We start from the raw sequence: 25494 nt of genomic DNA on the forward strand, positions 1-25494 counted from the left end.
CGGGCGCCGCAGGCGATCCTTGACGGCGGGAGCAGGTCGGCTACGCGCGCGGCCCACCCACGCTGACCACACGGGGCACCCCGAAGGAACGGCCTACGCGGGGCCCACCTCGGCGAGGTGCACGACGGCGTCGCCGGAGTTCACGACGGGGGCCTCGGTGCGGCCCACGACCATGCCGTCGCGGTCGGCGTGGATCAGGCGCACGCGTCGACCCAGCGAGTCGAAGAGACCGCCGATCCGTTCGCCCTTGGTGACCTCCTGGCCGAGACGGACATCGAGGTGGACCATGCCGGTGCCACGCGCGCGGACCCAGCCGCTGCGCCAGCTCTCGACGCTGGCCGGTGGATCGTCGTCGGGGACCGGGTCGGTCATGTCGAGCGCGGCCAGCACCCGCCGTACGCCGGCGACACCTGCGTCGATCGCCCAGTCGTCCATCCGCCAGGCCTCGCCGGCTTCGTAGAGGAGCACCTTCGCACCGCGCTCGCGCGCGGCGTAGCGCAACGACCCGTCGCGCAGCCGGGCGTGCAGCATGACCGGTGCCGCGAAGGCCGAAGCAAGGGCGCGGGTCTCGGGGTCCTCGAGGTCGGTGCGGATCTGGGGGAGGTTGGTGCGGCGGTCGGAGCCGGTGTGCAGGTCGATCCCGACCGTGCACTTGTCGACGACCTCGGTCATCATCAGGTGCGCGATGCGACCCGCCAGCGAGCCACGCGCCGAGCCGGGGAACGACCGGTTGAGGTCGCGGCGGTCGGGCAGGTAGCGGCTTGCGTTCATGAAGCCGAGCACGTTGACGATCGGGATCGCGATCACGGTGCCGCGCAGGGCCTTGGCGTCGAGCTCGGCCAGCACCTGTCGGACCACCTCGACGCCGACGGCCTCGTCGCCGTGGATGGCGGCGTTGACCCAGATGGTCGGGCCGTCCTCGCGACCGTGCACCACGCGGATCGGCAGGTCGACGTCGGCGCCGGTGACCAACCGGGTGATCGGCAGGGCGAGGGCTCGGCGCAGACCGGGGCGCACCCGGACGCCACCGATCTCGAAGGATGGGCGTGGCATCTCAGCGCCCCCGGTTGTGCCGTCGTACGGCGGCAGGCGGACGAGGCCCGAGGTAGGAGCGGCCCGGGTCGACCACGATGCCCTGGCGCAGCGCCTCCCGACCGACGAGCATCCGGAAGCCCATCTCGTCGCGGCGGCTGAGCGTCATCTCGGCGGTGATGGTGAGTCCGACGAGCTGCACCGTCATCGGCACGACCAGACGCTCCTCGCTGTGGCCCGAGGAGCTGCGCACCTCGCGGACGTCGAGGACCGGGCTCTCCACGTGCACCGGGTCCTCGTCGCTGCCCTGCCACGGATGGACCGAGTAGCGCACCCAGGGCGCGCCGTCGCGGTCGAGCTCGGTGAGGTCGAAGGCGTGGATCGCGGAGCTGCGGGCGCCGGTGTCGAGCTTGGCCTTGATCCAGCTGACCCCGGCGTCGGGCAGGCTCACCCACTCGCGCCAACCCGCGAGGGTGTAGGACTGGTCCGTGGCGTCAGCACCTGGGCCCTGCGGCCCGTCCACGTCACTCGACACGTTGTCCCAGTCCCTCCGTCATCAGTTGGTGAATCCCACGTGAAGCTCGCGATCCTCTCCCGCGCTCCTCGGTCGTACAGTACGCAGCGCCTGCGCACTGCGGCCCTCGACCGGGGGCACGACGTGAAGGTCCTCAACACGCTGCGCTTCGGGATCGACCTCGCCGGCGACGAGCCGGCGCTGCAGTTCCGCGGCAAGCGGCTCTCGACGTACGACGCCGTGCTGCCGCGCATCGGCAACTCGATCACCTACTTCGGCACCGCGGTGGTGCGGCAGTTCGAGCAGATGGACGTCTACACGCCGGCGACGTCGTGGGGGATCAGCAACTCGCGCGACAAGCTGCGCGCCACGCAGATCCTCTCGCGCCACGAGATCGGGATGCCGGCCACGACGTTCGTGCGCGACCGTGCCGACGTCATCCCCGCGATCGAGCGCGTCGGGGGCGCGCCCGTGGTGATCAAGCTCCTCGAGGGCACCCAGGGGATCGGGGTGATCCTGGCGCCGGACATCAAGGTCGCCGAGGCCATCATCGAGACGCTGCAGAGCACCAAGCAGAACGTCCTGATCCAGCGCTTCGTCAAGGAGAGCAAGGGTCGCGACATCCGAGCGCTCGTCGTCGGCGACCGCGTGGTCGCCGCGATGCGCCGCGTCGCGCAGGGCGAGGAGTTCCGCTCCAACGTCCACCGCGGCGGATCAGTGGAGAAGGTCGACCTCGACCCCGCCTTCGAGAAGGCCGCGGTGCGCTCGGCTCAGATCATGGGCCTGCGCGTCGCCGGCGTCGACATGCTCGAGGGTGCCGACGGACCCCAGGTGATGGAGGTCAACTCCTCACCCGGACTCGAAGGCATCGAGCGCGCCACTCAGCTCGACGTCGCGGGCTCGATCATCGACTTCATCGACAACCAGGTCGCCTTCCCCGAGATCGACGTCCGGCAGCGGCTCACGGTCTCGACCGGGTACGGCGTCGCCGAGATCAGCGTGCAGGGCGCCTCGGACCTGGTGGGCAAGAGCCTGGGTGAGTCCGGGCTGCGCGAGCGCGACATCTCGGCGCTGACCCTGCAGCGCGGCACCAGCGTGATCCCCAACCCCAACGGCAGTCACGTGCTCGAGGCCGGCGACCGGTTGCTGTGCTTCGGCAAGCTGGAGGAGATGCGCTCGATGATCCCGAGCCGCCGCAAGCGGAGCAAGAGGATCAAGCGGCTGCCCGACGAGCCGATTCACGAGCAGGTGGCGGAGGGCGTGTCCGAGGTCGCGACCAGCGACGGTCCGATCAGCTGACGCTGGTCGCGGGCTCCGCGACCGGACGTCCGCCGGACCGGATCGCCGACGTGGCGAGTGCGGTTGCCAGGACACGTTCGTCAGTGTCGACCAGCTCGCCGGCGGCGAAGGCGATCGCGCGCCCGCGCCGCGTGACCCGGCCTCGGCCGATGACCTGTCCCACGAGCGCCGGCGCGTGGAACTGCGTGTGCAGGTCGGTCGTCGGCGCCCACTCGTCCTCGCCGAGCGTCGCGACGACCACCGAGCCCAGGGTCGAGTCGAGCATCGCGCACAGGATCCCGCCCTGCACGTGACCGGCGAGGTTGGTGAACTCCTCGCGCGCGGTGAAGCCCACCTCGATCGTCATCGCCCCCGCGTCGTGGGCACGGAGCTCGAAGCCCAGCATCCTGGCGGCCGGCGGGGGAGCGGCCCGGCCCTCGAAGAGCTCGCGGACCCAGTTGCTGGTCATCGGATCACCGTAGTGGGGCCCCGGCTCGCTCCGCCGTAGACTCGGGCCACTGTGACTTCTTCCGACACCTCCACCGGCACCCCCGAGACCAGCACCGACAAGTTGGCCGACGACAAGCTCGCCGCCCACGTGACTCACGAGGCCGCGCGCCGGCGTACCTTCGCGGTCATCAGCCACCCCGACGCCGGCAAGTCGACGCTGACCGAAGCATTGGCCCTGCACGCCCAGGTGATCAACCAGGCCGGTGCGGTGCACGGCAAGGCCGGACGTCGCTCGACGGTCTCCGACTGGATGGAGATGGAGAAGGCGCGCGGGATCTCGATCACCTCTGCGGCCCTGCAGTTCGCCTACGGCGACCACGTGATCAACCTCGTCGACACGCCCGGCCACTCCGACTTCTCCGAGGACACCTACCGGGTGCTCTCGGCAGTCGACTGTGCGGTGATGCTGATCGACGCCGCCAAGGGCCTCGAGCCCCAGACTCTCAAGCTCTTCCGGGTCTGCAAGGCCCGTGGCATCCCGGTCATCACGGTCATCAACAAGTGGGACCGGCCCGGCCTGGACGCGCTCGCGTTGATGGAGGAGATCGAGAACGACATCCAGCTCCAGCCGACGCCACTGACGTGGCCGGTCGGGATCGCCGGCGACTTCCGCGGCGTGCTGGAGCGGCGGACCGGCACGTACGTCGCCTACACCCGCACCGCGGGCGGGGCGACCCGCGCGCCGGAGGAGCGGATGGACGCCGACGCCGCCGCGGCGCGCGAGGGGGAGACCTGGACCGCCTCGGTCGAGGAGTCCGAGCTGCTGTCATCCGACGGCTCCGACCACGACCAGGAGCTCTTCCTGTCCGGCTTCACCACGCCGGTGCTCTTCGCCTCGGCCATCTCCAACTTCGGGGTCGCGGCGATCCTGGAGACGCTCGTCGAGCTGGCACCGTCCCCGCCGCCCTTCCGCCACGGCAAGGAGGACGCCGAGGGGCGTCCCGCCGAGGTGCGCGAGGTGGCTGCACCGTTCAGCGCCTTCGTCTTCAAGGTGCAGGCCGGGATGAACTCCGCGCACCGCGACACCGTCGCGTTCGCGCGCGTCTGCTCGGGCGTCTTCGAGCGCGGCATGGTCGCCACCCACGCCCAGTCCGGCCGACCCTTCGCGACGAAGTACGCACAGGCGCTCTTCGGGCAGGAGCGCTCCGTGCTGGACACCGCCTATCCCGGCGACATCATCGGCCTGGTCAACGCCAACGCCCTGCGCGTCGGCGACACGATCTACCTCGACGAGGCCGTCGACTTCCCGCCGATCCCGTCGTTCGCCCCGGAGCACTTCGCCGTGGCGACCTCCGCGGACGCGGGCCGCTTCAAGCAGTTCCGCAAGGGGATGGACCAGCTCGACCACGAGGGCACCGTCCAGGTGCTGCGCTCCGACCTGCGCGGCAACCAGGCGCCGGTGCTCGCAGCCGTCGGTCCGATGCAGTTCGAGGTCGCCCAGGCCCGGATGGAGGCCGAGTTCGGGGCCCCCATCCGCCTGGAGCGGCTCGGCTACACCCAGGCCCGCCGCACGGATGCCGCGTCGGTCGCCGGCCTCAGCGCCGTGCGCGGGCTCGAGGTCCTCGAGCGCGGTGACGGCACGTTGCTCGTGCTCGCACCCGACAAGTGGCGGATCAGCGTGGTCGAGCGCGACCACCCGGAGCTCACGATGGAGACCCTGGTCGCCGGAGACCGGTAAGTGCCGTCAGCTCGCGTCGGGGTGCTCACGCTCCTCCTCGACGCGCTGCGGGACCCGGAGCAGCCGCAGACCGGTGACGAGACCGACCCCGCCCACGAGGTTGCCCAGCAGCGACCAGCCCAGGGCGCCCGCGAAGGCACCGAGCCCGAAGTCCGCGCCGGCGAACAGCGCGCCCATCATGAACAGCGAGTCGAGCACGCAGTGGAAGAGCTCGGCGCTGGCCAGCAGCGCCCCGAACAGGACCGCCGGCACCAGCTGGACGCCCAGGTTCTCGGTGGCGTGCTGCATCCGGGTCATCAGGGTGATCACGGCTCCGGCCAGGACCGCCAGCGCGAAGCTCTCGAGGCTGGCCCCCAACTCGGCGTAGTGGGTGCCGACCTCGATGGCCGTCTCCTCGAGGTCGGGACGAGCCGTGATCAGGATCCACATGATCAGCAGGCCGCCCACCAGGTTGGCCGCCAACGTGATCCCCCACAGCCGGGCCAACCCACGGAGCGTGCCACTGCGAGCCACGACCGCGCTCACCGGGACCAGGAAGTTCTCGGTGAACAGCTCGCTGCGCGCCAGCAGCAGCGCCACGAAGCCGACGGAGAAGGCGATCCCGGCCAGGATCGTGTCGCCGGTGTGCTCCTTGACGATCAGGTAGGCCAGGACGCCGAAGCCGACGTCGATGCCGCCGAGCAGGCCCGTCGAGACCAGCGCGAGCAGGGGACGCTCGAGTCGTTCCTGACCCTCGTCGACGAGGCGATCGAAGGCCTGCTCGATCTCGGGCTCCGGGCGGCCGGGAGTCGTGTTCACGATCGGAGGATAGGTGGAGGCGGGCCCGGTGTAGCCACCCGGACGGGTCAGTCGCCACGCGGAGGTCAGCAGGTCAGGCCAGGGCGAGGAAGAGCTTCTCCATCTTCTTCACGTCGACGCTGTCGATGCCGTCCCCGGCCTCGAGGCAGTTCTGCAGGCCCGTGGCGACGATGGCGTAGCCGCCGCGGTGGATCGCCTTGTTGACCGCGGCCAGCTGCGTGAGGACGGCCTCGCAGTCCGAGCCCTCCTCCATCATCCGGATCACGCTGGCCAGGTGACCGTTGGCCCGCTTCATGCGGGTGATGATCGCCTTCATCTCGTCGGGCTGCAGGTCCATCAGTGCGCCTCCACCGTCTGCCCGGGCAGCGCACCCAGCGCTTGGGTGAGCCGCTGACGAGCGTCGGTGGCAACCGTACGCAGCGCGTCTGCGGCAGGGCCGTCGCCGGCGACGGACATCATCACGTCGGGGTCGACGGCCTCGACGACGCTGCCGCCCTCGGCGAGTCCGCGGACGACGACGTTGCAGGGCAGGAGTGCCGCTATCGAGGGCTCGGCCTCGAGCGCCACGTGCGCGAGCTGGGGACGGCACGCACCCAGGATGACCTGGGGTGCGACGTCGACGTCGAGCTTGGTCTTCAGGGTCGCCTTGATGTCGATCTCGGTGAGGACGCCGAAGCCGACGTCGGCCAGCAGCGAACGCACGAGGGCGACGGTGTCGTCGTACTCGAGGCTGGTGGTGGCCCGCAGGGTGAAGTCGGTCATGGGTGCTCCTCAGTAGGTCGTCGGGGGTGCTCACCTCCACGATAGCAACCCCCTGGGGGGTTGTGTTAACGTGCGTCGAAGAACCCCCAGGGGGGTTATGGATGTCCGCAGAGCTCGTGAAGGAGCACCACGTGAACCAGGTCGTCGAACCCATCGACAGCACCACCCAGTCCGCGTCCGATCCGAGCTCCGGCCCCCTGGGCCGACTGGGCGGCTGGGTCGTCGACCACGGCCGGATCACCACCGCCGTCTGGCTCCTGGTGGTCGTCGGCCTCGGTGTCTTCGCACCCCGTGTCGAGGCCGAGCTGTCCGGTGCCGGTTGGCAGGCCAACGGTTCGGAGTCGGTCCAGGCGCGAGACCTGGCCGTCGAGCACTTCGGTGGCAGTGCCAGCACGGCGATCCAGGTCGTCGTCCGCTCGACCGACACCCCGGTCACCGAGGGTGCCGGAGCCCAGGCGCTGTCCGAGGCCACCGCGATCCTTGCCGAGGACCCGCGCATCGCTGCCATCGTGCAGCCCGAGCCGGGAGCGACGCTGAGCGAGGACGGTCGTACGGCGGTGCTGCTCGCGGGAGCTGCCGCGGACCCCAACGACATGGTGCGGGCCGCCACGGACCTCAAGGAGCGCCTCGCGGAGCTGTCGGGGGACGGTGTCGAGGTCAACCCGACAGGAGCCTCCCTGCTGTGGTCGGACTTCAACGAGGCCAACCTGGAGGCGATGCTGACCTCCGAGATGATCTCGTGGCCGGTCACCCTGGCGATCCTGGTCCTGGCCTTCGGAGCCCTCGTCGCGGCCGGCCTGCCGCTCCTGCTGACCCTGGCTGGCCTGGTGGCGTCGGCCGGCTCGCTGGTGCTGATCAACCAGGTCGTCCCGGTCTCCATCTGGGCGATGAACTTCGCGATGATGTTCGCCCTGGCGCTGGGGATCGACTACGCGCTCTTCCTGGTCGTGCGCTTCCGGGCGGCCCGCGCGGCGGTCGGCCGATCCGCGCGTGAGGCCGTTGTCGAGACCATGGACACCGCGGGCAAGGCGGTCCTCCTGTCGGGCATCACGGTGCTGGTCTCGCTCTCTGCCGTGATGCTGGTGCCGTCGCCGGCGTTCCGGTCGATGGCCGGCGGCATCATGCTCTCGGTGGTCTTCGTGCTCGCCGCCACGCTCACCCTGCTCCCGCTCGTCCTGGCGAGGCTCGACCACCGGATCGACAAGCTGGCGCTGCCGTGGACCGGGTCGGGTCGACCGGGCGAGCACCGCTCGGTCCACTTCGAGGCCTGGGGACGGCGCCTGTGGCGTCGACCCGTCGCCTGGGGAGGAGCGGCCCTGATCGTGCTCGCGGCCCTCGCGGTCCCCGTCCTCGGTCTGCACACCGCGATGCCGTCGATCAAGGTCCTGCCCGATGACGCCAGCGCCCGGGTCGGCTACGACCAGGTGCAGGACGCCTTCGGGCCCGGCGCGCCAGGCACGCTCACCATCGTCGCGGACGACGACCAGGTCGCGACCAGCAACGCCGTGCTGACCCAGGACGCCGGTGTCGCAGGGGTCTTGCCCGCCGTCGCGGCCGAGGACGGCAGCGGGCTGTCCCTGATCCAGGCCGTACCGACCGTCGACCCGTCCGACCCGGAGCTGTCCGCGACGGTCGACCGCCTGCGGGCCGACCTGCCGGAGTCGGCCCTGGTGGGCGGGGCCGCCGTGGAGAACCTCGACCTCAAGACCCAGCTCGACGAGTCCGCCCCGCTGGTCATCGGCGTCATCCTCGCCCTCGGGTTCGTGCTGCTGCTCGTGGCGCTGCAGGCGCCGCTGATCGCGCTGCTCGGGACCCTGGCCAGCCTGCTGTCCACCGCGGCCGCCTTCGGCGTGGCGCGGCTCGTGTTCCAGGACGGCATCGGGGCGGGCCTCCTCGGCTTCGAGAGCCAGGGCTTCCTCGACGCGTGGGCCCCGGTCTTCTTCTTCGCGATGATCTTCGCGATCGCGATGGACTACACGGTCTTCCTGCTCGCCTCGGCCAAGGAGCACTGGGAGCTGACCGGCGACGCACGCGAGGCCATGATCGGCGCGCTCGCCTCCTCGGGCCGGGTCATCTTCGCGGCCGGTGCGGTGATGGTGGCGGTGTTCTTCACCTTCGCGCTCTCCGGACCGCTGCCACCCAAGGAGATGGGCATCGTGCTGGGCGTCGCGGTGCTGCTGGACGCCTTCCTGGTCCGGCTGGTGCTGCTGCCGGTGCTGCTGCGGCTCACCGGTGCGGCCGCCTGGTGGAGCCCGGCGTGGCTGCGACGGGTGCTGCCGACGGTCCGGTTCTCCCACGGCTGAGCGCAGCGACCATGAAGGATCTGTGAGGCGGGGGGTGGTGGGCGCCCTCACCCCGTTGGTGCGGCTACGGTGTGCTCGTACGTCACCCCCTGCGCCCCCCGGCGCACTGACAGGATCGCCAGCGGACACCCCTTGACCCTCACCCCCGCGTCATGACGCACGCTTCCGAGGAAGCCCACGGCTCGTCCGAGCCGCGCCCCGCCAGCGCAGCCGCGCTGCTGGCGGCGTCGCTGCGGCGTTGCTCGGCAGGCGACCAGGCGGCCTTCGCCGAGGTGTACGACGCGACCTCGCACCGGGCCTTCGGTCTGGCCCTGCGGGTGCTGCGCGACCATGCGCAGGCCGAGGAGGCCGTGCAGGAGGCGTTCCTCCAGGTGTGGCGGCAGTCTGCGCGCTTCGACCCCGACCGGGGGAGCGCGATCTCGTGGATCCTGATGATCGTGCACGGCACGGCGGTCAGCCAGGTCCGCTCCTCGCAGGCTCGGACCAACCGCGAGGAGGTCTACGAGCGCCAGGTCGACCCGCTCCGCGTGAGCCGGGACGACCCGACCGGTGCAGCCGTGGACGCCTCCCTCGACGCGGCCAGGGTCCGCGAGGCGATGGGACAGCTCACCACGCTGCAGCGCGACGCCATCGAGCTGGCCTACTTCGAGGGCCGCACCCACACCGAGGTCGCCGGCCTGATCGGGATCCCGCTGGGCACCGCGAAGACCCGGATCCGCGACGGGCTGCTGCGGCTGCGCGACCTGATGAACGCAGGGTGAGGTCCACGAGCATGCCCTAGGGTCCCGGCCATGACCGAGATCCCCGACCAGTCCCCGCTCGGCTCCGGCTTCGGGGCGAGCAGCACCGCCGCCGAGGTCCTCGCGGGCGTCGACCTTCGAGGTCGGACCGCCCTGGTCACCGGTGGCTACGCCGGCATCGGGCTGGAGATCGTGCGGGCCCTCGTCGGCGCCGGGGCGAGCGTGCTCGCCCCCGCCAGGCGCCCGGCGGACGCCGCGGCAGCACTCGCCGACGTGACCGGCCCGGCTGGTCGTGGGGCAGTCGAGGTCGGAGCCATGGACCTGGCCGACCCCGACGAGGTGGCGTCGTACGCCGCCAGCGTCCGCGCGTCGGGGCGCACGCTCGACCTGGTCATCGACAACGCCGGCATCATGGGGACGCCGGAGACCCGCACCGGCCGGGGGTGGGAGCTGCAGCTGGCGACCAACCACCTCGGCCACTTCGCGCTGGTCAACCGGGTGTGGCCCTCGCTCGTGGACGGGGCACGCGTGGTCAGCGTGTCGTCCTCGGGTCACTACTACTCGCCGATGCGCTGGGACGACCCGTGGTTCGAGAGCGGCTACGAGAAGTGGCTGGCCTACGGGCAGTCGAAGACCGCCAACGTCCTGTTCGCGCTGGCGCTCGACGCCCGCGGACGCGACCGCGGCATCCGCGCCTACTCGCTGCACCCGGGCGCGATCCTGACCAACCTCGGCAAGCACCTGACGGCCGACGACGTGTCCGCGCTGATGGAGCCCGACGCCGCCGGGCACGTGGCGATCCCCGAGTTCAAGACGCCGGAGCAGGGCGCCGCGACAGCGGCCTGGGCGGCCACCAGTCCCCTGCTCGAGGACCGCGGCGGCTGTTACCTCGTCGACTGCGAGGTCGCGCCGTGGGCCGACGACGACGAGGCCGGCGGCAACGACTCCGGTGGGGTCAAGCGCTACGCCCTGGACCCGGTCGACGCAGAGCGGCTGTGGGCGTGGTCGGCGGGGCTCACCGGGGTCGACGCGTTCGGTTGAGCGAGGACGGCGTCACCACTTGAGGTGGTGGCTCAGGTCACCGACCTGGTCGACGTACATCGTGCGGCTCTCGAACCACCAGGCCGCTCCTCCCGCGGAGGCCTCGAGCCGGTGGAAGGTGTCGCGGTAGTGCCCGGTGATGATCACCTGCAGCGGCAGGTCGGGCGTCGCCTGCGTGACCAGGTAGCTCGAGTGCGCGCTGCCGGTGCCGGCCGCCTCGTCGACCTCGATGATCGCGTTCGTGGTCACGTGCTTGGTCTTCGGTGTGCCGTCGTCGGGGTAGAGCCGCGTGGCCATCTCGTACATCGCCCGCACCCCGTCGCGGCCCTCGAAGACAGTCTCGGGCGGGCCGTCCTCCTGGCCGTGGATCCGCCCGTGGGCGAAGAGGTCGGCGACCCCGTCGAGGTCGCCGGCATCGATGCGCAGGGCGTAGGTGTAGAGCAGGTTCTCGATCTGACGAGCGCTGTCGACCATGCGGGGAGCATAGGGTCTCGGCTGTGACGTTCCCCTACGGCTTGAAGAAGGCGTCCATCCTCGAGGCCTCCATCCAGAAGGAGCTCCTCGACGACTTCGGTGCCGAGGACTTCGAGCCGTTCGTCGAGCCCATGGGCGTGCTGCTCGACGCCTACCAGGGGGCCGGGCTGCACGACGTGGGCGTCAAGATCCTCGGTGGCGGGGTCGTGCACTCGCTGCGGATGCGGCTGCGCGCCCAGGCCTGGATCAAGCGGCACCCCGAGATCCTCGAGGAGGACGTGTCCGACCCGATCGTGGTCGTCGGCATGATGCGATCGGGTACGACGCTCGCCCAGCGCCTGCTCGCAGCCGACTCCCGACTGCGCAGCGTGCGCGGGTGGGAGGTGCTGCAGGCGGCGCCGCCGCTCGACCTCGACCTCGACGACCCGGCGCCGGACCCACGGATCGCGGCCGGCCTCGAGCGCCAGGAGCTGACCCAGCAGTTCGCGCCCGACCTCTTCGCGATCCACCCGATGTACGCCCTGGAGGCCGAGGAGGAGATCGTCTTCCTCGCCGACGCCTTCCTCTCGCACGTCCCGGAGTCCGGGGCTCACGTGCCGGGGTACAGCGCCTGGATCGACACCCAGGACTTCACCCCGGCCTACGACCACCTGCACCGGATGCTCCAGCTCCTCCAGTGGCAGCAGCGACGTCGCGAGGCGGCTGCGGGGGGTGCTGCGAACCGGCGTCGCTTCGTGCTCAAGACGCCCGCGCATCTGGGCTACCTGGAGGACCTGCGTCGGCGGTTCCCCGGCCTGCACCTGGTGCACCTGCACCGCGACCCCCGCGCGACGATCCCGTCCGGAGCGAGCCTCAACACGACCCTGCACCGGATGCACGCCGACGAGGTCGACCCGCGCCGGATCGGCAGGCAGTGGCTCGAGCGGATGGGCTGGACCAACGACCGGGCACTCGGCGTGCGACGGTCCTGGGCGGCGTCCGGGGATTCCGACCTGGTCACCGACGTGGGATTCTCCGAGCTGGTCGCCGATCCGATCGCGACCGTCGGCCGGGTGCACGCCGCGGTCGGGCTCGACCTCGACGCTGCCGCGGAGGCGGCCATGCGGGCATGGCTCGAGCGGCGCCCGAGGGAGACCGGCCGGCCCGACTACAGCGCGGTCACCTACGGGTTGTCCGACGCGGCGATCGACGAGCGCTTCGCGGGGTACCGCGACACCCACGGGCAGCATTTCGTCAGTACTGACATGTGACCCGGATCACTGCTACGGTCAGCGCGTGCCGTCCCTCCCCGTGACCGTGACCCCCGAGCGCCCCGTGCTCACCGACCACCCGGTCGCCACCGCCGAGCAGCACGAGCACGAGCTCGCCGCGCTCGAGCTGGTCGCGCACCCGACGGTCAAGGCGGCCTACGCCGCGGTCGCCGCGACGTGGCTCGGCCGGGCGAAGGCCTCCTCCGCGATGCTGGAGCGCTTCGAGGCAGCCTTCGAGGAGGTGATGTTCTCCGCGGCGATCTGGTCGTCCAACGCCGACCCGCTGCGACCGAAGGTCACCTGCATCACCCGCCTGGCCCACGAGGTCGACGGCCTCCGGGTGCCGGGCACCCGCTGGGGCATCGACAACCCGGACACGGTCTACCGCACGATCCCGATCTCGGGCGACGAGCGCTACGAGATCCGTGGGCGGGTCGGGCCCGGCCGGATGACCGAGAACTACTTCACGCTCTGGGACGCCCAGATGGGCACCGTCGACGTGCTCGACGGTCGGCGGATGCACGTCGAGGACGACGGCTCCTACGTGATCACCGTCGACGCCGACCCCGCGGGCGGACGCCCCAACCACGTGCGCTCGGGCCCTACGGCGCACGAGCTCTACATCCGTGACGTGCTCCTCGACTGGGCCTGTGACGACCCCAACCACATCGAGGTCGAGCGGCTCGGCGGTCCGACGACCGGGCCGGAACGCACCCTCGACGAGCAGGCCGAGGCGGCCGCCGCGATGATGGCGCACTTCGCTGACTTCACCGGCAAGCTCAGCCACGGGATGTACAAGACCGAGCCCAACCGCTTCGCACTCGCGTGGCAGGCCGACCACACCGGCGCGATGCGCAACCAGGTCTACGTCGCCGGGCGCTTCCTCCTCGAGCCCGGGCAGGCGTTCGTCGTCGACGTCAGCGACGGCGGGGCGGAGTACTTCACGGTGCCGTTGTCCAACGTCTGGGGCACCACCCTGGACATCTACGACCGCACCGGCAGCCTCAACAAGGCGCAGTCCACCCCCAACGCCGACGGCACGTTCACCTACGTCATCGGGCCCGACGACCCGGGCGTCGCCAACTGGATCGACTCCGACGGCCTGCGCGAGGGGATCCTGACGCTGCGGATGGCTGAGTTCGGGGCGGGCGGGCCGGCCCAGGACCTCGCCGCTCGCGGCCGGGTCGTCGACCTGGCAGACCTGGACACCGATGCCGCCGGGCTGACCGACGTACCCCGGGTGACGGCGACGGAGCGCGCCGCCCAGATCGACGTACGGCGTGAGGGCTACCTGCGCCGACTGCCCGAGGGAGTGAGCCGATGAGCGACCTGCGGTGGCTGATCACCGGCTGCTCGACCGGGATCGGACGGGAGATCGCCCGCTGCGCCCTGGAGGCCGGGCACCGGGTGGCGGTCACGGCCCGCCGGGTCTCGGACGTCGCGGACTTCGTCGACACGTTCGGACCTCGGGCGATCGCGCTGCCCCTCGACGTCACCGACCGCGACGCGATCGCGGCGGCGGTGGCCGCCTGCGACGAGACCTTCGGCGGCATCGACGTGCTGGTCAACAACGCCGGCTACGGCTATCTCTCGGCCGTCGAGGAGGGTGACGACGCCGAGGTGCGTCGGCTCTTCGACACCAACTACTTCGGCGTCGTCGACACCCTCAAGGCGGTGCTGCCGGGCATGCGTGCGCGGGGGAGCGGGCACGTCGTCAACATCTCGTCGATGACCGGACTCGTCGCCAACCCGCCCAACGCCTACTACTCCTCGACGAAGTTCGCCCTGGAGGCGCTGACCGAGGCGCTGGCCAAGGAGGTCGGCCCGCTCGGCATCAAGGTGACCGCGATCGAGCCCGGCGGCTTCCGCACCGACTGGGCCACGCGGTCGATGAAGGAGGCCTCCGCCCCGATCGAGGCGTACGCCGGCGACGTGGGCGTGCGCAAGGACCTCATCAAGGAGTTCGCCGAGCACCTGCCCGGGGACCCGCGCAAGGTCGGCGAGGCGGTGCTGATGGTGACCGGCCTGGAGGAGCCGCCCCTGCGGTTGCTGCTCGGGGCCGACGTCCTGGCCGCTACCCGCGACAAGATCCGGGACCTGAGCGCCTCGATCGACGAGTGGGAAGCCGTGACCCTCGACGTCGGCTTCGAGCGGGGTTGAGGACGTGAGGCCAGGGTCCGCCGTGCGCGGCGCGACCGTGGTGCTCGTGCTGAGCCTGACGCTGGCAGCGTGCGGCAGCAACATCGACCCGGAGCAGGCGGGACTGGTGCGCTCCGGCAGTGGGACGTCCGTCGCGGGCGGTGACGACCCGCTCGTCGATCCCGGCGCGGCGAGCGACCCCGGGGCTCCCGACCCCGGCGTCGGCGATCCCGGCGGCGGCGCTCCGTCCGTCCCCGACACTGACTCGGGCGGCGACCCGGGTGGGTCCGACCCCGCGGCCCCGCCCACCGGAGGCGGCGACGGCGGTGCCACGGACACCGACGAGCCCGGCGGGGGCGACGAGTCGCCGCCGAAGAGCGCCGAGGTGTCCTGCGACGGCCTGAAGAACGGCACCGGGATCACCGACAGCACCATCACGATCGGCAACACCGCTGACATCAGCGGACCGGTGCCGGGACTGTTCACCCAGGCCCAGCAGGCCGTGGTCGCGTACGTGAAGTACTTCAACGACACCGAGCAGACGATCTGCGGTCGCTCGCTCGCGCTCGACCGCTACGACAGCCGCACGGATGCCGGGGCCGACCAGCAGGCCTACTCCAAGGCCTGCTCCGACACGTTCGCCATGGTCGGCGCCATGTCGGCCTTCGACTCCGGCGGCGCCTCGACCGCGGAGAAGTGCGGGCTGCCCGACATCCGGGCGATCGCGACGACGAGCCAGCGCTCGGCGTGCTCGACCTGCTACGCCGCCCAGCCCGCGGGGCCGGACGAGTTCGAGAACGCCGTACCCGACTACGTCAAGCGCAACACCAGCAGCGGCGGGCAGCGGGCCGCGATGCTCTACATCAACGCCGGTGCCGCCGCGGAGAGCGGCAAGAGTCAGGTGCGGCTGATGACGAAGCGTGGCGTGAAGTTCGTCTACGTCAGCGCCGTCGACGTGGCGGAGTTCAACTACGCACCGTTCGTGCAGGCGATGAAGGACAAGGGCGTGGAGTCGGTGCAGTTCATCGCCGCCGAGCCGCAGTTCGCACGACTCGCCCAGACGATGCAGCAGCAGGGCTTCAAGCCCGAGCTCCTGCTGCTCGACCCCACGGCGTACAGCAAGCAGTACACCGACCCGACGGGGTCTGCCGCGGTGGGGACGACTGTCTTCACCAACTTCGTCCCGTTCGAGGAGGCGAGCACCAACCGCGAGCTCAGCCTCTACCTGAGCTACCTCGAGCAGAGCAGCCCGGGTGCGGCGCCGGGCTTCTTCGGCCTCTTCGCGTGGTCGTCGGCCAAGCTCTTCGTCGAGCAGGCGACCCAGCTGGGAGGCGACCTCGACCGGGCCTCGCTGATCGCGGCGATGAGGAAGGTGAGCGACTGGACGGCCGAAGGGATGCACGCACCCATGCCGGTCGGGAGCAAGAAGATCACCGACTGCTGGCGCTTCATCGAGTGGAACGGCAGCGCCTGGAAGGCTCAGGAGGGCACGAAGTACCAGTGCAACGGGACGACGTCCTGATGCGTCACAGGATCGGGCGGATCTCCTCGAGGGCCTGCTCGGTTGCCGCGACCAGCGCGCCCAGACGTACGTCGGGCCCCTCGGTCCACACGGCCAGGGCAGCAAAGACGGCTCCGGCGACGGCCTCGGCCTTGACGGCGCCGGGCAGGGCGTCCTCGCCGCGCTCGGCGAGGAGCACCCGCAGGTCGCGCGCCATCGCGCCCTGGGCCTGTCGGAAGGACTGCTCGATGCGGGTCGGGCTGAGCAGCTCGGCGCGCAGCCGGGCGATCTCCACCATCAGCCGGGGGTCCACGGGCGGGGCGGTGATCGAGAACAGCACGGCGGCGATCAGGTCGTCGCCGGCGCCCAACCGGTCGCGGACCGAGCGGCGGAACCACGCGAGGCTGGTGGTGACGTCGGCGAAGAGCACCTCGTCCTTCGTCGCGAAGTGGCGGTAGAAGGTCCGCTCCGTGACGCCCACCTCGGCCGCGATGCTCGGGACGTTGGCGCCCTCGAAGCCGTGCTCGACGAAGTGCCGGATCGCTGCCTGTCGCAACGCTTCACGCGTGCGCTCGGACTTGGTGACGCCCGGAGGCGCGAGGGAAGTATCGGTTGCCACCAGGCCAATCTAGTGCGCGTTCCTGTGTGGGACCTGTTGGCGCACCGGCGCCCGGGCGTAGGCCAGGTCACGTTGAGTCGCGGGGGAGCCCGACGGCCTACGCGAACTGGTAGTCCTCGAGCGGGAACGAGCTCGCGGCACGGTAGGCGTTGAGGGTCGAGGTGGGCCGCAGCAGGGTGGCCTCGCCGTGCTGGTTGAAGTAGTAGCTGTTGGCGCTCCCGCACGAGCCCAATGTGAAGATCGAGTGCTCCACGCGCTCGGTCATGGCGTCGAGGAATCCCTCGTTGGCCGCCGCGGAGACCTCGAAGCTCCTCGCCTCGCGACGTTGGAGCTCGGTCAGGAGTCGGTCCATGTGACGCATCTGGGACTCGATGGTCGTGAAGTAGGACAGGCCCGAGTAGGAGTACGGCGAGTTCAGCGAGACGAGGTTCGGGAACCCGGGGACGGCCACGCCCTCGTAGGCCTGGAAGCGACGCTCGCGCCACCACTGGCCGAGGTCGCGACCCTCGCGTCCGACGATCCGGATGGCGGGGAAGTTGGCCTCCCACAGGTCGAACCCGGTGGCGAGCACGAGGACGTCGAGGTCAGTGCGCACACCGTCGCTGGTCACGATGCCCGTGGCGTCGACGTGGTCGATCGACGTCGTCTCGAGGTGCACGTGCTCGCGGTTGAAGGTCGGGTAGTAGTCGTTGCTGAAGGTCGGACGCTTGCACCCGAACGTGTAGTCGGGGGTCAGCCGGCGTCGCACGTCGGGATCCTTGACCTGGCGCCGCAGGTGGAGTCGGCAGGCCTTCTCGGCGACCGCGTTGACGAGCGGGACCTGGTCGTAGTGGAGCACCGCCGAGACCATCATCGCCTCGAGCACGGCGGTGCCGCCGAGTCGCACGGCGCGATGGGTGAGCGGCACGGCGGCGAACGCCTTGCGCACCAGGGACGGCACCGGCAGGTCGGGCTTGGCGCTGACCCAGATCGGGGTGCGCTGGTAGACGGTGAGGTCCTCGGCCACGCGGGCCAGCTCCGGGATCAGCTGGACTGCCGTCGCGCCGGTCCCGATGATCCCCACGCGCTTGCCGGCCAGCTCGACGTCGTCGTCCCAGCGGGTCGTGTGCACGACGGTGCCGGCGAAGTCGGAGATGCCGGCGATGTCGGGCAGCTTGGGCTGCGACAGGAAGCCGGTGGCGGTGAGCAGGAACCGCGCTCGCAGTGCCTCGCCGCCCTCGATCTCGACCTGCCAGAGCTCGGTGGTCTCGTCCCAGGTCGCCGACTCCACGACGGTGTCGAAGCGCATGCGTCGTCGGAGGTCGTAGGTCTGGGCCACGTGCACGGCGTACCGCTTGAGCTCGACGCCCGGGGCGAAGAGCCGGGTCCAGTGCGGGTTGGGCTCGAAGGAGTAGGAGTACGTCGGGGACGGGATGTCGACCGCGAGCCCGGGGTAGCGGTTGACGTGCCAGGTGCCGCCGAGGTCCGACTCGCGCTCGAGGATGACGAGGTCGTCGTACCCGTTGCGGAGCAGCTGGATGGCGGCTCCCATGCCACCGAACCCGGCTCCGACGACGATCGCGTCGTGCACCCGCTCCGACGGCATCAGCGGCTCTCGCGGGTCCGGGTGCGCGACTCGTCGGCCATCCGGGAGTTGTACGCCGCGCGCTCGGCGTCGTCGGCCCGCAGGGCGCGGTCGTCGCGGACGAGACGGCGCACGACGTTCAGGGCCGGCTCCGGGGTGGCCGTCATGACGCCGGCCAGGGCGCCGACGTTGTTGACCAGCACCTCGACGGGACCGTGGGCGGACTCCGCCTGCGCCACGAAGGCGGCGAACGAGTCGGGGTCGCGGACGTCGAGGGCGTGTCCGCTGCCGCCGAGGGAGCGGGCCGTCGTGCGGGCGAGGTCGGCGTCCAGGTCGCCGATCGCGACCGTGGCGCCACGAGCGGCGAAGCGGGTCGCGACGGCCTTGCCGATGCCCTGGGCGCCGCCCGTGACGAGGACGGTCGCGCCCCTCAGGTCGATGGGTGGGTAGGTCGTCACCGGGGTGCCTCCTGGGCGCTGGCGTACACAGCGGAATGAGATGTCAGTTCCGGAACGCTATGTCATTTCGCGGGGCGCGGGCAATAGGCTGAGGCGCGTGACGACCATCGAGCAGTCCGGCACCAGGGCAGCGAGGCGCGCTGAGCAGCGCAAGGCCGAGCTGCGCCGTGAGATCGTGGCCGCGTCGTTCGACTGCTTCGCCGAGCAGGGCTACCACGCCACCGGGATCGCCGACATCGCTGCGCGTCTCGGGATCGGGCACGGCACCTTCTACCGCTACTTCGACAACAAGCGCGACATCGTCGGACACGTCATCGACGACCTGATCGCCCGCATCCTGGCGGCGCTGGGTGACGAGAACGCCCCGGACGCGGTGAGCACGCTGGAGGACTACCGCCTGCAGAGCGCTCGGATCGGCGAGGCCGTGGCGAGCCTGATCGGCGCCGATCCCCGGGTGCCCAGGCTGCTGCTGCTGGAGGCGCCCGGTGTCGACGCCGAGCTGCGCGAGCGGGTCCTGGACTTCATCGAGTCGATGACCGAGGTGACGGCCGCCTACCTGGCGCACGGGGTCGGGCTCGGCTACCTGCGCGGCGACCTCGACGTCGAGGAGAGCGCCCGTGCGATCAACGGGATGATCCTCGGCGCCGTGATCCACGGCGTACGCCACCACGACGAGGAGTCCCAGGCGTCCCTCGCCCGCGCGATCCAGCGGCTGATGTACGACGGGATCGCCGCCCGGTGAGCGTCGCAGAAAGTCGCGGTTCGGTGGGAACCCCGCCGCTCGGGTCGCGCGTCGCACAGGTATGAGCACATCGCGGGACACCGAGTTCGGTGAGTACGTCGCGGCCCGTTGGACTCGTCTGGTGCGTGCCGCGGTGCTGCTCGGCTGCTCTCCTCATGAGGCGGAGGACGTCACGCAGACGGCGCTGACGCGGTGTCTGGTGAAGTGGTCGAAGGTACGTCGTGCCGACGACCGTGATGCCTACGTCTACCGCATCCTCGTCAACACCTTCACCGACTCGCGGCGGCGTCGCTGGACCGGCGAGCGGGCGACCGAGGAGGTCCCGGAGCCGTCGTCGTGGCATGGGCAGGACGCGCTGGACGAGGTCGACGACCGTGACGGTGTGGAGCGTGCGCTGGCCAACCTGTCGGACGACCAGCGAGCCGTCGTGGTGCTGCGCTACTACCTCAACCAGTCCGAGGCCCAGATGGCCGAGACGTTGCGGGTGGCGCCGGGCACGGTCAAGAGCCGGCTGGCGCGAGCGTTGCAGGCGATGAAGGTGGATCCGGCGCTCACCGACCATGCTCCGGGCCTGTCCGGTCCGACCGAGGGGAGTCAGCGATGAACGAGCACGACCTGATGCAGGCTCTCGAGCGCCGTGCCGGTGGGGTGGAGCCCGGCGCCGCCCCACTGGCGGCGATGACCGGGCGTGCGGCCACGATCCGCAGGCGCCGCTCGATCCTCACCGCCGTGGCTGCGGCCGCGGCTGTTGCGGTCGTCGCCACCACCGCCTCGCTCGTCGGGCTCGGCGACGAGACGTCCGCACCCGAGGTGGTCTCGCCGGGCGGAGTCCCCGGCACGCTCGGGGAGGCGCTGTCGGTGCTGCCCGCGGAGATGCGGTCGGTGTCGTTCAACGACCGCGAGGCCGCCGCCTCACGCCTGGGGTTGGACCAGTCGTCCGTCGCCTCCTACGTCTCCTCGATCGGGGACTACCTCGACGCCACGAGTGGGCGGGGGGACGAGGACCCGGGTGGGCTGCTCGGACCGGCCAGCGTCTACCTGACGCCCATGCAGGACCTGCCGTTCAACGACTTCGAGACCGTGTGGAGTGCCGTCGCCGACCCGTCCTCGGGTGGGATCGGAGAAGGCGGGGCGACCGTCTACCAGGTGTCCCCGGACACGGACCTCGACGCACTGGCCGACGACCTGCTCGACGCGGGCCTCGAGGAGGGGGAGCTGCTCGGCCGCCGCTACTTCTTCGCCGAGACCCCGTCCGAGGTCGCGGACAGTCGCGGCACCATCGGCGAGGGCTACCCGATCGAGTTCGTGAGGGTCACGATCGACCCGGACGCGGACCTGGTGATCACCGGACCTGCCGGCCAGGCCGTGCTCGAGGTGCTCGACGGAGACAGGGACTCGCTGGATGACGCGGGGACCTTCACGCCGCTCGTGGCGGGGTCGACACGGGTCGAGCGGGCCCGGCTGTCGTCGGGGAGCGCGTGCCTCGGGAAGCCCGTCGGCGTCGGTGAGGTCGAGTCGTCGGGCTATCTCGTCACCGGCCGCCCCGACGCAAGCGTCGGGCTCGCGGCCCGCGTGGAGCTGGCCGACGAGGAGTCCGCCGCGCAGGACCTCGCCGCTCGCACGACGTACTTCGAGCAGGGGTCTCTGGGCGAGGAGGGGGTGCCGCTCGACGAGTACGGCTCCTACGAGGTCGCCCGGCAGGGACGCGTCGTCGACATCGAGCTCGGTGAGATGAGCTCGGAGACGCTCAACGACCTGACCCGCGAGCCCGGCAGCATCGTCGGCTGCTGAGGCCGGGCTCCCAAGCGTGGAGGGTGCCGACACAACCCTCAGACGAACGCCACCACCAGCAGCAGCGCGGTCACGACCACGGCTGCGGTGATCACCGCCCCCATGGTGAAGCGTGGCAGCGGCTCGCCGGACCTCATCGCGCGATCCACCAACGACCAGCGCCGGTAGGCCAGGGTCATCATCACGGCGGCGAAGACGAGCAGGACCCCGACGAGGGTGCGGCGCAGCCACTCGGGATCGGGGAGCTCGAGGGAGTGCAGCGCGACGGCACCCGCGAGGATGGCCAGGACGGTGCGCACCCAGGCGAGGAAGGTGCGCTCGTTGGCGAGCGTGAAGCGTGCGTCGGGTTCGCGGGGTCCACCGGGCTGCTCCGGGTCGTCGGCCACTTCGGTAGCGTCCCAGACGTGAGCTCGATCTTCGACACCCAGACCGCCGTCACCCCCACGACCGAGGGCGGCACGACGTACTCCGCGACGCTCGACGGTGGCTGGAAGGTCGGCGGTGGGCTCAACGGCGGCTACCTGCTGGCCGTCATCGGCAACGCGCTGCGGGCCGCGCTGCCTGCCAAGCCCGATCCGCTCAGCATCAGCGCCTACTACCTCTCGGCCACGACCGACGGCCCGGCCGAGGTCGACGTCCGCGTGCTGCGCGAGGGGGGCAGCGTCGCCACGGCCGCGGCCGACCTGAGGCAGGGCGACGACACGCGGATCACCGTGCTGGCGACGTACGGCGACCTCGACCGTGAGGCGGACGATGTCCGGACCTCCGCGGCGCCGTTCGACCTGCCGCCGCGCGAGCTGTGCGTGCCCAACACGATGGCGCCCGAGAGCCTGCGCAAGATCGCGCCGCTGATGGGGCGCTTCGAGATGCTCTTCCACCCCGACCACATCGGCTGGGCGGTGGGCGAGCCCAACGACAGCGGCGAGCTGAGCGCGTGGTTCCGCCTCGAGGACGGCCGCGACCCCGACCCGATCGAGCTGCTCCTCGTGGTCGACGCCCTGCCGCCGGTGATGTTCACGTTCGGCCAGCTGGGCTGGGCCCCGACGCTCGAGCTGACCGCCCACGTGCGCGCCAGGCCGGCGCCGGGCTGGCTGCGGGTGCGGCACGTGACTCGCAACATCGCCGGCGGGATGTTCGAGGAGGACTGCGAGGTCTGGGACTCCGCCGACCGGTTGGTGGCGCAGTCGCGCCAGCTGGCCCGGCTCCCGCGCACCACCTGATCGCCGCAGACTCAGTCGAGGGCGGCGCGCCCCATGGCGCAGATCCAGCGCGCCCACGGGTGCTCGGTCACGGTCCACAGGGTCTCGGTCTCGGGCACGTAGGTGAGGTCCTCGGGACCCATCGGCGTGGCCCACCGACGCCGGGAGAAGTCACCCGGAGCGCCGGTCCACACCGAGCCGAGCCGCGAGCGACCGTGGGAGGTCGTGACGTACCAGCGCTCATCCACGCGTACGGCGCCCTGCATGTGGCCGGGGCCCTCCCCGAGCACCTCCGGTACGGCGTACCCGCTCGCGTCGGTGGCCGGGAGCCCGTCGGGCTGCAGGGCGATCCGGGCCAGTCGTCGCGAGGCCTCGCCCGCGGCGTACTCCCCGACGACCAGGTCGTCGCCGTCGCTGGAGAGGAACGAGTACCGCAGCCGCTCGCCCCCGTCGTCGACGCTCGCCCGGTAGGACGACGACACCGGCAGCACGTAGCGGTAGTCGAACGCGTCCGTGCGCAGGGGATCGTCGTCGCGCAACCGGGTCAGGTCGGAGAGCCGCGCGGTGTGGAAGCCCTTGCCGGTTGCCGCGACGTGGAGGTGGTCGCCGCTCCACACCAGTCCGCCGGCGTGCACGGTGAGCGGCTCGATCCCGGGCGCCCCGTCCGTCAGGGTCGGCCGGACCAGCAGGACGTGGCGGTAGCGACATGAGGCGAGGTCGAAGAACGTGATGCGCACCCCCTGCGACCCGTGGTCGCCGGGCAGCTGCTTGGCATACCACGTCAGGGCCACCACGGCCCCCCGCACGCTCACGCCCTGCGGCCACCACCGCAGGTCACGCCGGTCCGCGGCATCGAAGGTCCACGCACGATCGACCGCCCGCCCAGGAGCCCAGGCACGCGACCCACGACGGTTGAGGTCGTCGAGGACTCCGGCCCCGACCCGCCCGTCGGTGAGGTCGGCCAGGGCGTCGATCGCGGCGGTCCGGTCGCTCTGGTGCTGCAGGCGGAGGCCGGCGCTGCCGACGGGACGGGTCACCCCCCTATCCTGCCGACATGGTCCAGCCAGCAGTGCGCACGGTCGTCGGCGCCGCGATCCTCCGTGACGGCCGCGTGCTGGCCTGTCGGCGTACGGCGCCTCCTCGCGCGGCCGGGTTGTGGGAGTTCCCCGGCGGCAAGGTCGAACCGGGCGAGACGCCCGAGCAGGCGCTCGTGCGCGAGATCGCCGAGGAGCTCCGGCTCGACCTGCACGTGACCGGGTGGCTCGACGGAGCGTCGGCCATCGGCACGACCCACGAGCTGGTCGTGGCGACCGCGACGGCGACCGGACGTCCGCAGCCGACCGAGCACGACGCGATCGTGTGGTTGGGCGCCGACGAGCTCGACGAGGTCGAGTGGCTCGAGCCGGACCTGCCGTTCCTGTGGCAGCTCGGGGAGCTCCTGCGGGCCCACTCCCAGCAGTCGGGCGGGCCCACGTGAGCGCGCGCGGCATCTTCTTCTCCGACGACGACGCCCGCGCCGCGGTCGCGCGGCTTCGTCGCGACGGCTACGAGGCGGAGCTCGTCCGCGAGCGGCTGGCCGGCGAGGACGACGACGAGGACCACCCCTGGGCGGTCACGACCGACGCCCCCGACATCGTCCTCGAGCTGCTCGTCGACGATCTCGACGGCTGGTTCGACGACGAGCAGCCCGCGGGGCCGACGCTGCCCCCACTCGATCTGCCGACCGCGCCGAAGCGGGTCAAGCGGCCTCACTAGGCTGGAGGGCATGCCCGACATGCCTGACGCGCCCGAGCACCGCCTGCTGCTGGTGCACGCCCACCCGGACGACGAGTCGATCGGTCAGGGCGCCACGATGGCGAAGTACGTCGCCGAGGGTCGCGGCGTCACCCTGGTGACCTGCACCGGCGGGGAGATGGGGGAGATCCTGGTGCCGGAGCTGGAGCATCTCGCCGACCACCTCGACGGTGGCCTGGCCGAGCACCGCCGCGGCGAGCTGGCCGACGCGATGGCGGCCCTCGGCGTCACCGACCACCGCTACCTCGGTGGCTTCGGCACCTATCGCGACTCCGGCATGCAGTGGCACGCCGACGGCCACGCCGTCCCCGCCGACGAGACGGACCCGAAGGCCTTCTGGAACGCCGACCTCACCGAAGCGGCCGACCACCTCGTCGCGGTGATCCGCGAGGTCCGTCCCCAGGTGCTGGTGACCTACGACCAGTTCGGCGGCTACGGCCACCCCGACCACATCCAGGCGCACCGCGTCGCGACGTACGCCGTCTCGCTGGCCGCGGTGCCGTCCTACCGGACCGACCTCGGCGAGGCATGGGACGTCGCGAAGGTCTACTGGGGCGCCATGTCGGAGTCGCGCATGCGGGCCGGCCTGCGGGCGATGCGCGACGCCGGCGACACGACGTCGTTCGAGGGCATGGACCCCGATGGTCCGCTGCCCCACTTCGTGACGCCGGACGATCTGCTCTCCTGCGAGGTGGACGCCCAGGAGTTCGTCGAGGCCAAGATGTCCGCGCTGGCGGCGCACAAGACGCAGATCACCACGGACGGACCGTTCTTCGCGCTGTCCAACAACGTGGGCTCGACCGCCTGGGGCTGCGAGTTCTACCGGATCGCCAAGGGCGAGCGCGGCGACCTGAACGACGAGGGCCTCGAGGCCGACCTCTTCGCAGGCCTCTGACCCGTGACACAGGCATGAAGCTGCGCCTGCCCCTGGCGCTCGTGCTCCTGGTCGGTGGTGCCCTGGTCGGCACCGCGGCCACCCTCGTGCACGGCCTGGGGGTCGGCATGGCGCTCACCCTCGTGGCGACGCTCACCGCGGTGCTCGCGCTGCCGCCGGGGTGGTGGTCGCGACTGCCGTTCTCGCTCGGCTGGCTCCTGGTGGTCTTCTACTTCAGCAATCCCCGGCCCGAGGGCGACTACCTCGTGGCGGGCGACACCGAGGGCTACGTGCTCCTGGGGCTCGGGATGGTCACGGTGTTCTTCAGCATCGTGACGCTGCGCCCTCCCGCCCCTCGCGCGGGTGACGACGGTCGCAGGGAGGTCTCAGACACGACCGGCGATGTCGGGACTGTCGCCGATCCTTCCTAAGA

29 protein-coding genes and 1 pseudogene are annotated in these 25494 nt (G+C 71.3%); 18 read left to right on the forward strand and 12 right to left on the reverse strand.

All coding sequences use genetic code 11. From position 1 onward, the window contains the following. Positions 1–93: 93 nt before the first annotated feature. Together Q1K33_RS10005 and Q1K33_RS10010 are read right to left on the reverse strand one after the other, a co-directional pair. Entirely contained in the window at positions 94–1053 is a 960-nt protein-coding gene (locus tag Q1K33_RS10005; protein WP_300403434.1) for a succinylglutamate desuccinylase/aspartoacylase family protein, read from the reverse strand. Position 1054: 1 nt separating this feature from the next. After that, positions 1055–1567: a RimK/LysX family protein gene (locus tag Q1K33_RS10010; protein ID WP_363319678.1), complete on the reverse strand. Its 513-nt coding sequence runs from the start codon at positions 1565–1567 to the stop codon at positions 1055–1057. 39 nt (positions 1568–1606) lie between these two features. Between Q1K33_RS10010 and Q1K33_RS10015 the strand changes: the two are divergent. Then, a pseudogene (locus tag Q1K33_RS10015) lies at positions 1607–2464 on the forward strand (RimK family alpha-L-glutamate ligase); the annotation flags it as partial. 75 nt (positions 2465–2539) lie between these two features. Next, positions 2540–2845 carry a TrkA C-terminal domain-containing protein gene (locus tag Q1K33_RS20745; protein ID WP_363319681.1) on the forward strand — a complete coding sequence of 102 codons (306 nt, stop codon included), beginning with the start codon at positions 2540–2542 and terminating at the stop codon, positions 2843–2845. On the opposite strand, the gene Q1K33_RS10020 is transcribed toward Q1K33_RS20745, so the two are convergent. Then, positions 2838–3293 (reverse strand): PaaI family thioesterase, encoded by a 456-nt coding sequence (locus Q1K33_RS10020; RefSeq protein ID WP_300403440.1) that lies wholly within the window; start codon positions 3291–3293, stop codon positions 2838–2840. The two genes, Q1K33_RS20745 and Q1K33_RS10020, sit on opposite strands and share 8 nt — an antisense overlap. Before the next feature lie 51 nt (positions 3294–3344). On the opposite strand from Q1K33_RS10020, the gene Q1K33_RS10025 reads away from it, so the two are divergent. Then, entirely contained in the window at positions 3345–5012 is a 1668-nt protein-coding gene (locus Q1K33_RS10025) for a peptide chain release factor 3 (protein ID WP_300403442.1), read from the forward strand. Positions 5013–5018: 6 nt separating this feature from the next. On the opposite strand, the gene Q1K33_RS10030 is transcribed toward Q1K33_RS10025, so the two are convergent. The 3 genes from Q1K33_RS10030 to Q1K33_RS10040 form a co-directional block, all read right to left on the reverse strand. Then, a complete protein-coding gene (locus tag Q1K33_RS10030; protein ID WP_300403444.1) occupies positions 5019–5810 on the reverse strand; it encodes a formate/nitrite transporter family protein in 792 nt (263 codons plus the stop codon). Between the two features lie 73 nt (positions 5811–5883). After that, on the reverse strand, positions 5884–6147 hold the full coding sequence (locus Q1K33_RS10035) for a metal-sensitive transcriptional regulator (RefSeq protein WP_300403446.1): 264 nt from the start codon (positions 6145–6147) through the stop codon (positions 5884–5886). Further along, positions 6147–6572, reverse strand: a complete 426-nt coding sequence (locus Q1K33_RS10040) for a DUF302 domain-containing protein (protein WP_300403448.1) — start codon at positions 6570–6572, stop codon at positions 6147–6149. The genes Q1K33_RS10035 and Q1K33_RS10040 overlap by 1 nt, the downstream gene beginning before the upstream one ends. Before the next feature lie 101 nt (positions 6573–6673). Between Q1K33_RS10040 and Q1K33_RS10045 the strand changes: the two genes are divergently transcribed. From Q1K33_RS10045 to Q1K33_RS10055, 3 genes are all read left to right on the forward strand, one after another. Next, complete coding sequence (locus Q1K33_RS10045) at positions 6674–8875, forward strand: MMPL family transporter (protein ID WP_300403450.1); 2202 nt, start codon at positions 6674–6676, stop codon at positions 8873–8875. Between the two features lie 152 nt (positions 8876–9027). Continuing rightward, complete coding sequence (locus Q1K33_RS10050; protein WP_300403452.1) at positions 9028–9636, forward strand: sigma-70 family RNA polymerase sigma factor; 609 nt, start codon at positions 9028–9030, stop codon at positions 9634–9636. Between the two features lie 30 nt (positions 9637–9666). After that, a complete protein-coding gene (locus Q1K33_RS10055) occupies positions 9667–10656 on the forward strand; it encodes an oxidoreductase (RefSeq protein WP_300403454.1) in 990 nt (329 codons plus the stop codon). Positions 10657–10668: 12 nt separating this feature from the next. Here the strand turns inward: Q1K33_RS10055 and Q1K33_RS10060 are convergent, their stop codons facing one another. Beyond that, the gene (locus tag Q1K33_RS10060; RefSeq protein ID WP_300403456.1) at positions 10669–11130 is read right to left on the reverse strand and encodes a nuclear transport factor 2 family protein; all 462 of its coding nucleotides are present in this window, start codon (positions 11128–11130) and stop codon (positions 10669–10671) included. A 23-nt stretch (positions 11131–11153) separates the two neighbouring features. Between Q1K33_RS10060 and Q1K33_RS10065 the strand changes: the two genes are divergently transcribed. The 4 genes from Q1K33_RS10065 to Q1K33_RS10080 are packed head-to-tail and all read left to right on the forward strand — an operon-like array spanning position 11154 to position 16041. Further along, entirely contained in the window at positions 11154–12380 is a 1227-nt protein-coding gene (locus tag Q1K33_RS10065) for a sulfotransferase (protein ID WP_300403458.1), read from the forward strand. 25 nt (positions 12381–12405) lie between these two features. Beyond that, positions 12406–13704, forward strand: a complete 1299-nt coding sequence (locus Q1K33_RS10070; RefSeq protein ID WP_300403460.1) for a hypothetical protein — start codon at positions 12406–12408, stop codon at positions 13702–13704. Then, positions 13701–14540 carry an oxidoreductase gene (locus tag Q1K33_RS10075; RefSeq protein WP_300403462.1) on the forward strand — a complete coding sequence of 280 codons (840 nt, stop codon included), beginning with the start codon at positions 13701–13703 and terminating at the stop codon, positions 14538–14540. The genes Q1K33_RS10070 and Q1K33_RS10075 overlap by 4 nt, the downstream gene beginning before the upstream one ends. A gap of 22 nt (positions 14541–14562) precedes the next feature. Further along, the gene (locus Q1K33_RS10080; RefSeq protein WP_300403464.1) at positions 14563–16041 is read left to right on the forward strand and encodes an ABC transporter substrate-binding protein; all 1479 of its coding nucleotides are present in this window, start codon (positions 14563–14565) and stop codon (positions 16039–16041) included. Positions 16042–16045: 4 nt separating this feature from the next. Here Q1K33_RS10080 and Q1K33_RS10085 read toward each other — a convergent pair whose 3' ends face one another. The 3 genes from Q1K33_RS10085 to Q1K33_RS10095 form a co-directional block, all read right to left on the reverse strand. Then, positions 16046–16639: a TetR/AcrR family transcriptional regulator gene (locus Q1K33_RS10085; protein ID WP_300403466.1), complete on the reverse strand. Its 594-nt coding sequence runs from the start codon at positions 16637–16639 to the stop codon at positions 16046–16048. A gap of 97 nt (positions 16640–16736) precedes the next feature. After that, positions 16737–18224: an NAD(P)/FAD-dependent oxidoreductase gene (locus tag Q1K33_RS10090; RefSeq protein ID WP_300403468.1), complete on the reverse strand. Its 1488-nt coding sequence runs from the start codon at positions 18222–18224 to the stop codon at positions 16737–16739. Continuing rightward, complete coding sequence (locus Q1K33_RS10095) at positions 18224–18661, reverse strand: SDR family NAD(P)-dependent oxidoreductase (RefSeq protein ID WP_300403470.1); 438 nt, start codon at positions 18659–18661, stop codon at positions 18224–18226. Before Q1K33_RS10095 ends, Q1K33_RS10090 begins: the two co-directional genes overlap by 1 nt. Positions 18662–18758: 97 nt before the next feature. Between Q1K33_RS10095 and Q1K33_RS10100 the strand changes: the two genes are divergently transcribed. The 3 genes from Q1K33_RS10100 (at position 18759) to Q1K33_RS10110 (ending at position 21194) form a co-directional block, all read left to right on the forward strand. Further along, positions 18759–19403, forward strand: a complete 645-nt coding sequence (locus tag Q1K33_RS10100; protein ID WP_300403472.1) for a TetR/AcrR family transcriptional regulator — start codon at positions 18759–18761, stop codon at positions 19401–19403. A 61-nt stretch (positions 19404–19464) separates the two neighbouring features. Beyond that, a complete protein-coding gene (locus Q1K33_RS10105) occupies positions 19465–20007 on the forward strand; it encodes a SigE family RNA polymerase sigma factor (protein ID WP_300403474.1) in 543 nt (180 codons plus the stop codon). Beyond that, positions 20004–21194 (forward strand): hypothetical protein, encoded by a 1191-nt coding sequence (locus Q1K33_RS10110; protein ID WP_300403476.1) that lies wholly within the window; start codon positions 20004–20006, stop codon positions 21192–21194. Before Q1K33_RS10105 ends, Q1K33_RS10110 begins: the two co-directional genes overlap by 4 nt. Before the next feature lie 38 nt (positions 21195–21232). On the opposite strand, the gene Q1K33_RS10115 is transcribed toward Q1K33_RS10110, so the two are convergent. Next, a complete protein-coding gene (locus tag Q1K33_RS10115) occupies positions 21233–21580 on the reverse strand; it encodes a DUF202 domain-containing protein (protein ID WP_300403478.1) in 348 nt (115 codons plus the stop codon). Between the two features lie 18 nt (positions 21581–21598). On the opposite strand from Q1K33_RS10115, the gene Q1K33_RS10120 reads away from it, so the two are divergent. Continuing rightward, positions 21599–22414 (forward strand): thioesterase family protein, encoded by an 816-nt coding sequence (locus Q1K33_RS10120; RefSeq protein ID WP_300403480.1) that lies wholly within the window; start codon positions 21599–21601, stop codon positions 22412–22414. Between the two features lie 11 nt (positions 22415–22425). Here the strand turns inward: Q1K33_RS10120 and Q1K33_RS10125 are convergent, their stop codons facing one another. After that, the gene (locus Q1K33_RS10125) at positions 22426–23430 is read right to left on the reverse strand and encodes a hypothetical protein (RefSeq protein ID WP_300403482.1); all 1005 of its coding nucleotides are present in this window, start codon (positions 23428–23430) and stop codon (positions 22426–22428) included. Between the two features lie 17 nt (positions 23431–23447). Between Q1K33_RS10125 and Q1K33_RS10130 the strand changes: the two genes are divergently transcribed. The 4 genes from Q1K33_RS10130 to Q1K33_RS10145 are packed head-to-tail and all read left to right on the forward strand — an operon-like array spanning position 23448 to position 25492. Beyond that, a complete protein-coding gene (locus Q1K33_RS10130) occupies positions 23448–23870 on the forward strand; it encodes a (deoxy)nucleoside triphosphate pyrophosphohydrolase (RefSeq protein ID WP_300403484.1) in 423 nt (140 codons plus the stop codon). After that, positions 23867–24148, forward strand: coding sequence for a hypothetical protein (locus tag Q1K33_RS10135; protein ID WP_300403486.1), 282 nt, complete (start codon positions 23867–23869; stop codon positions 24146–24148). Before Q1K33_RS10130 ends, Q1K33_RS10135 begins: the two co-directional genes overlap by 4 nt. Before the next feature lie 19 nt (positions 24149–24167). Next, on the forward strand, positions 24168–25082 hold the full coding sequence (gene mshB / locus Q1K33_RS10140; RefSeq protein ID WP_300403557.1) for an N-acetyl-1-D-myo-inositol-2-amino-2-deoxy-alpha-D-glucopyranoside deacetylase: 915 nt from the start codon (positions 24168–24170) through the stop codon (positions 25080–25082). Positions 25083–25096: 14 nt separating this feature from the next. Further along, positions 25097–25492, forward strand: a complete 396-nt coding sequence (locus Q1K33_RS10145; RefSeq protein ID WP_300403488.1) for a hypothetical protein — start codon at positions 25097–25099, stop codon at positions 25490–25492. The last annotated feature ends 2 nt before the right edge of the window (positions 25493–25494 follow it).

The sequence above is a fragment of the Nocardioides sp. genome (assembly GCF_029937575.1).
GTDB lineage: Bacteria > Actinomycetota > Actinomycetes > Propionibacteriales > Nocardioidaceae > Nocardioides.

Bases quoted from the DNA above. Each gene is read 5' to 3' on its own strand.
- Q1K33_RS10005 (WP_300403434.1), bottom strand. From the start codon at position 1,053: ATGCCACGCCCATCCTTCGAGATCGGTGGCGTCCGGGTGCGCCCCGGT.
- Q1K33_RS10020 (WP_300403440.1), bottom strand. From the start codon at position 3,293: ATGACCAGCAACTGGGTCCGCGAGCTCTTCGAGGGCCGGGCCGCTCCC.
- Q1K33_RS10035 (WP_300403446.1), bottom strand. From the start codon at position 6,147: ATGGACCTGCAGCCCGACGAGATGAAGGCGATCATCACCCGCATGAAG.
- Q1K33_RS10040 (WP_300403448.1), bottom strand. From the start codon at position 6,572: ATGACCGACTTCACCCTGCGGGCCACCACCAGCCTCGAGTACGACGAC.
- Q1K33_RS10045 (WP_300403450.1), top strand. From the start codon at position 6,674: ATGTCCGCAGAGCTCGTGAAGGAGCACCACGTGAACCAGGTCGTCGAA.
- Q1K33_RS10050 (WP_300403452.1), top strand. From the start codon at position 9,028: ATGACGCACGCTTCCGAGGAAGCCCACGGCTCGTCCGAGCCGCGCCCC.
- Q1K33_RS10055 (WP_300403454.1), top strand. From the start codon at position 9,667: ATGACCGAGATCCCCGACCAGTCCCCGCTCGGCTCCGGCTTCGGGGCG.
- Q1K33_RS10060 (WP_300403456.1), bottom strand. From the start codon at position 11,130: ATGGTCGACAGCGCTCGTCAGATCGAGAACCTGCTCTACACCTACGCC.
- Q1K33_RS10075 (WP_300403462.1), top strand. From the start codon at position 13,701: ATGAGCGACCTGCGGTGGCTGATCACCGGCTGCTCGACCGGGATCGGA.
- Q1K33_RS10090 (WP_300403468.1), bottom strand. From the start codon at position 18,224: ATGCCGTCGGAGCGGGTGCACGACGCGATCGTCGTCGGAGCCGGGTTC.
- Q1K33_RS10105 (WP_300403474.1), top strand. From the start codon at position 19,465: ATGAGCACATCGCGGGACACCGAGTTCGGTGAGTACGTCGCGGCCCGT.
- Q1K33_RS10110 (WP_300403476.1), top strand. From the start codon at position 20,004: ATGAACGAGCACGACCTGATGCAGGCTCTCGAGCGCCGTGCCGGTGGG.
- Q1K33_RS10130 (WP_300403484.1), top strand. From the start codon at position 23,448: ATGGTCCAGCCAGCAGTGCGCACGGTCGTCGGCGCCGCGATCCTCCGT.
- mshB (WP_300403557.1), top strand. From the start codon at position 24,168: ATGCCTGACGCGCCCGAGCACCGCCTGCTGCTGGTGCACGCCCACCCG.
- Q1K33_RS10145 (WP_300403488.1), top strand. From the start codon at position 25,097: ATGAAGCTGCGCCTGCCCCTGGCGCTCGTGCTCCTGGTCGGTGGTGCC.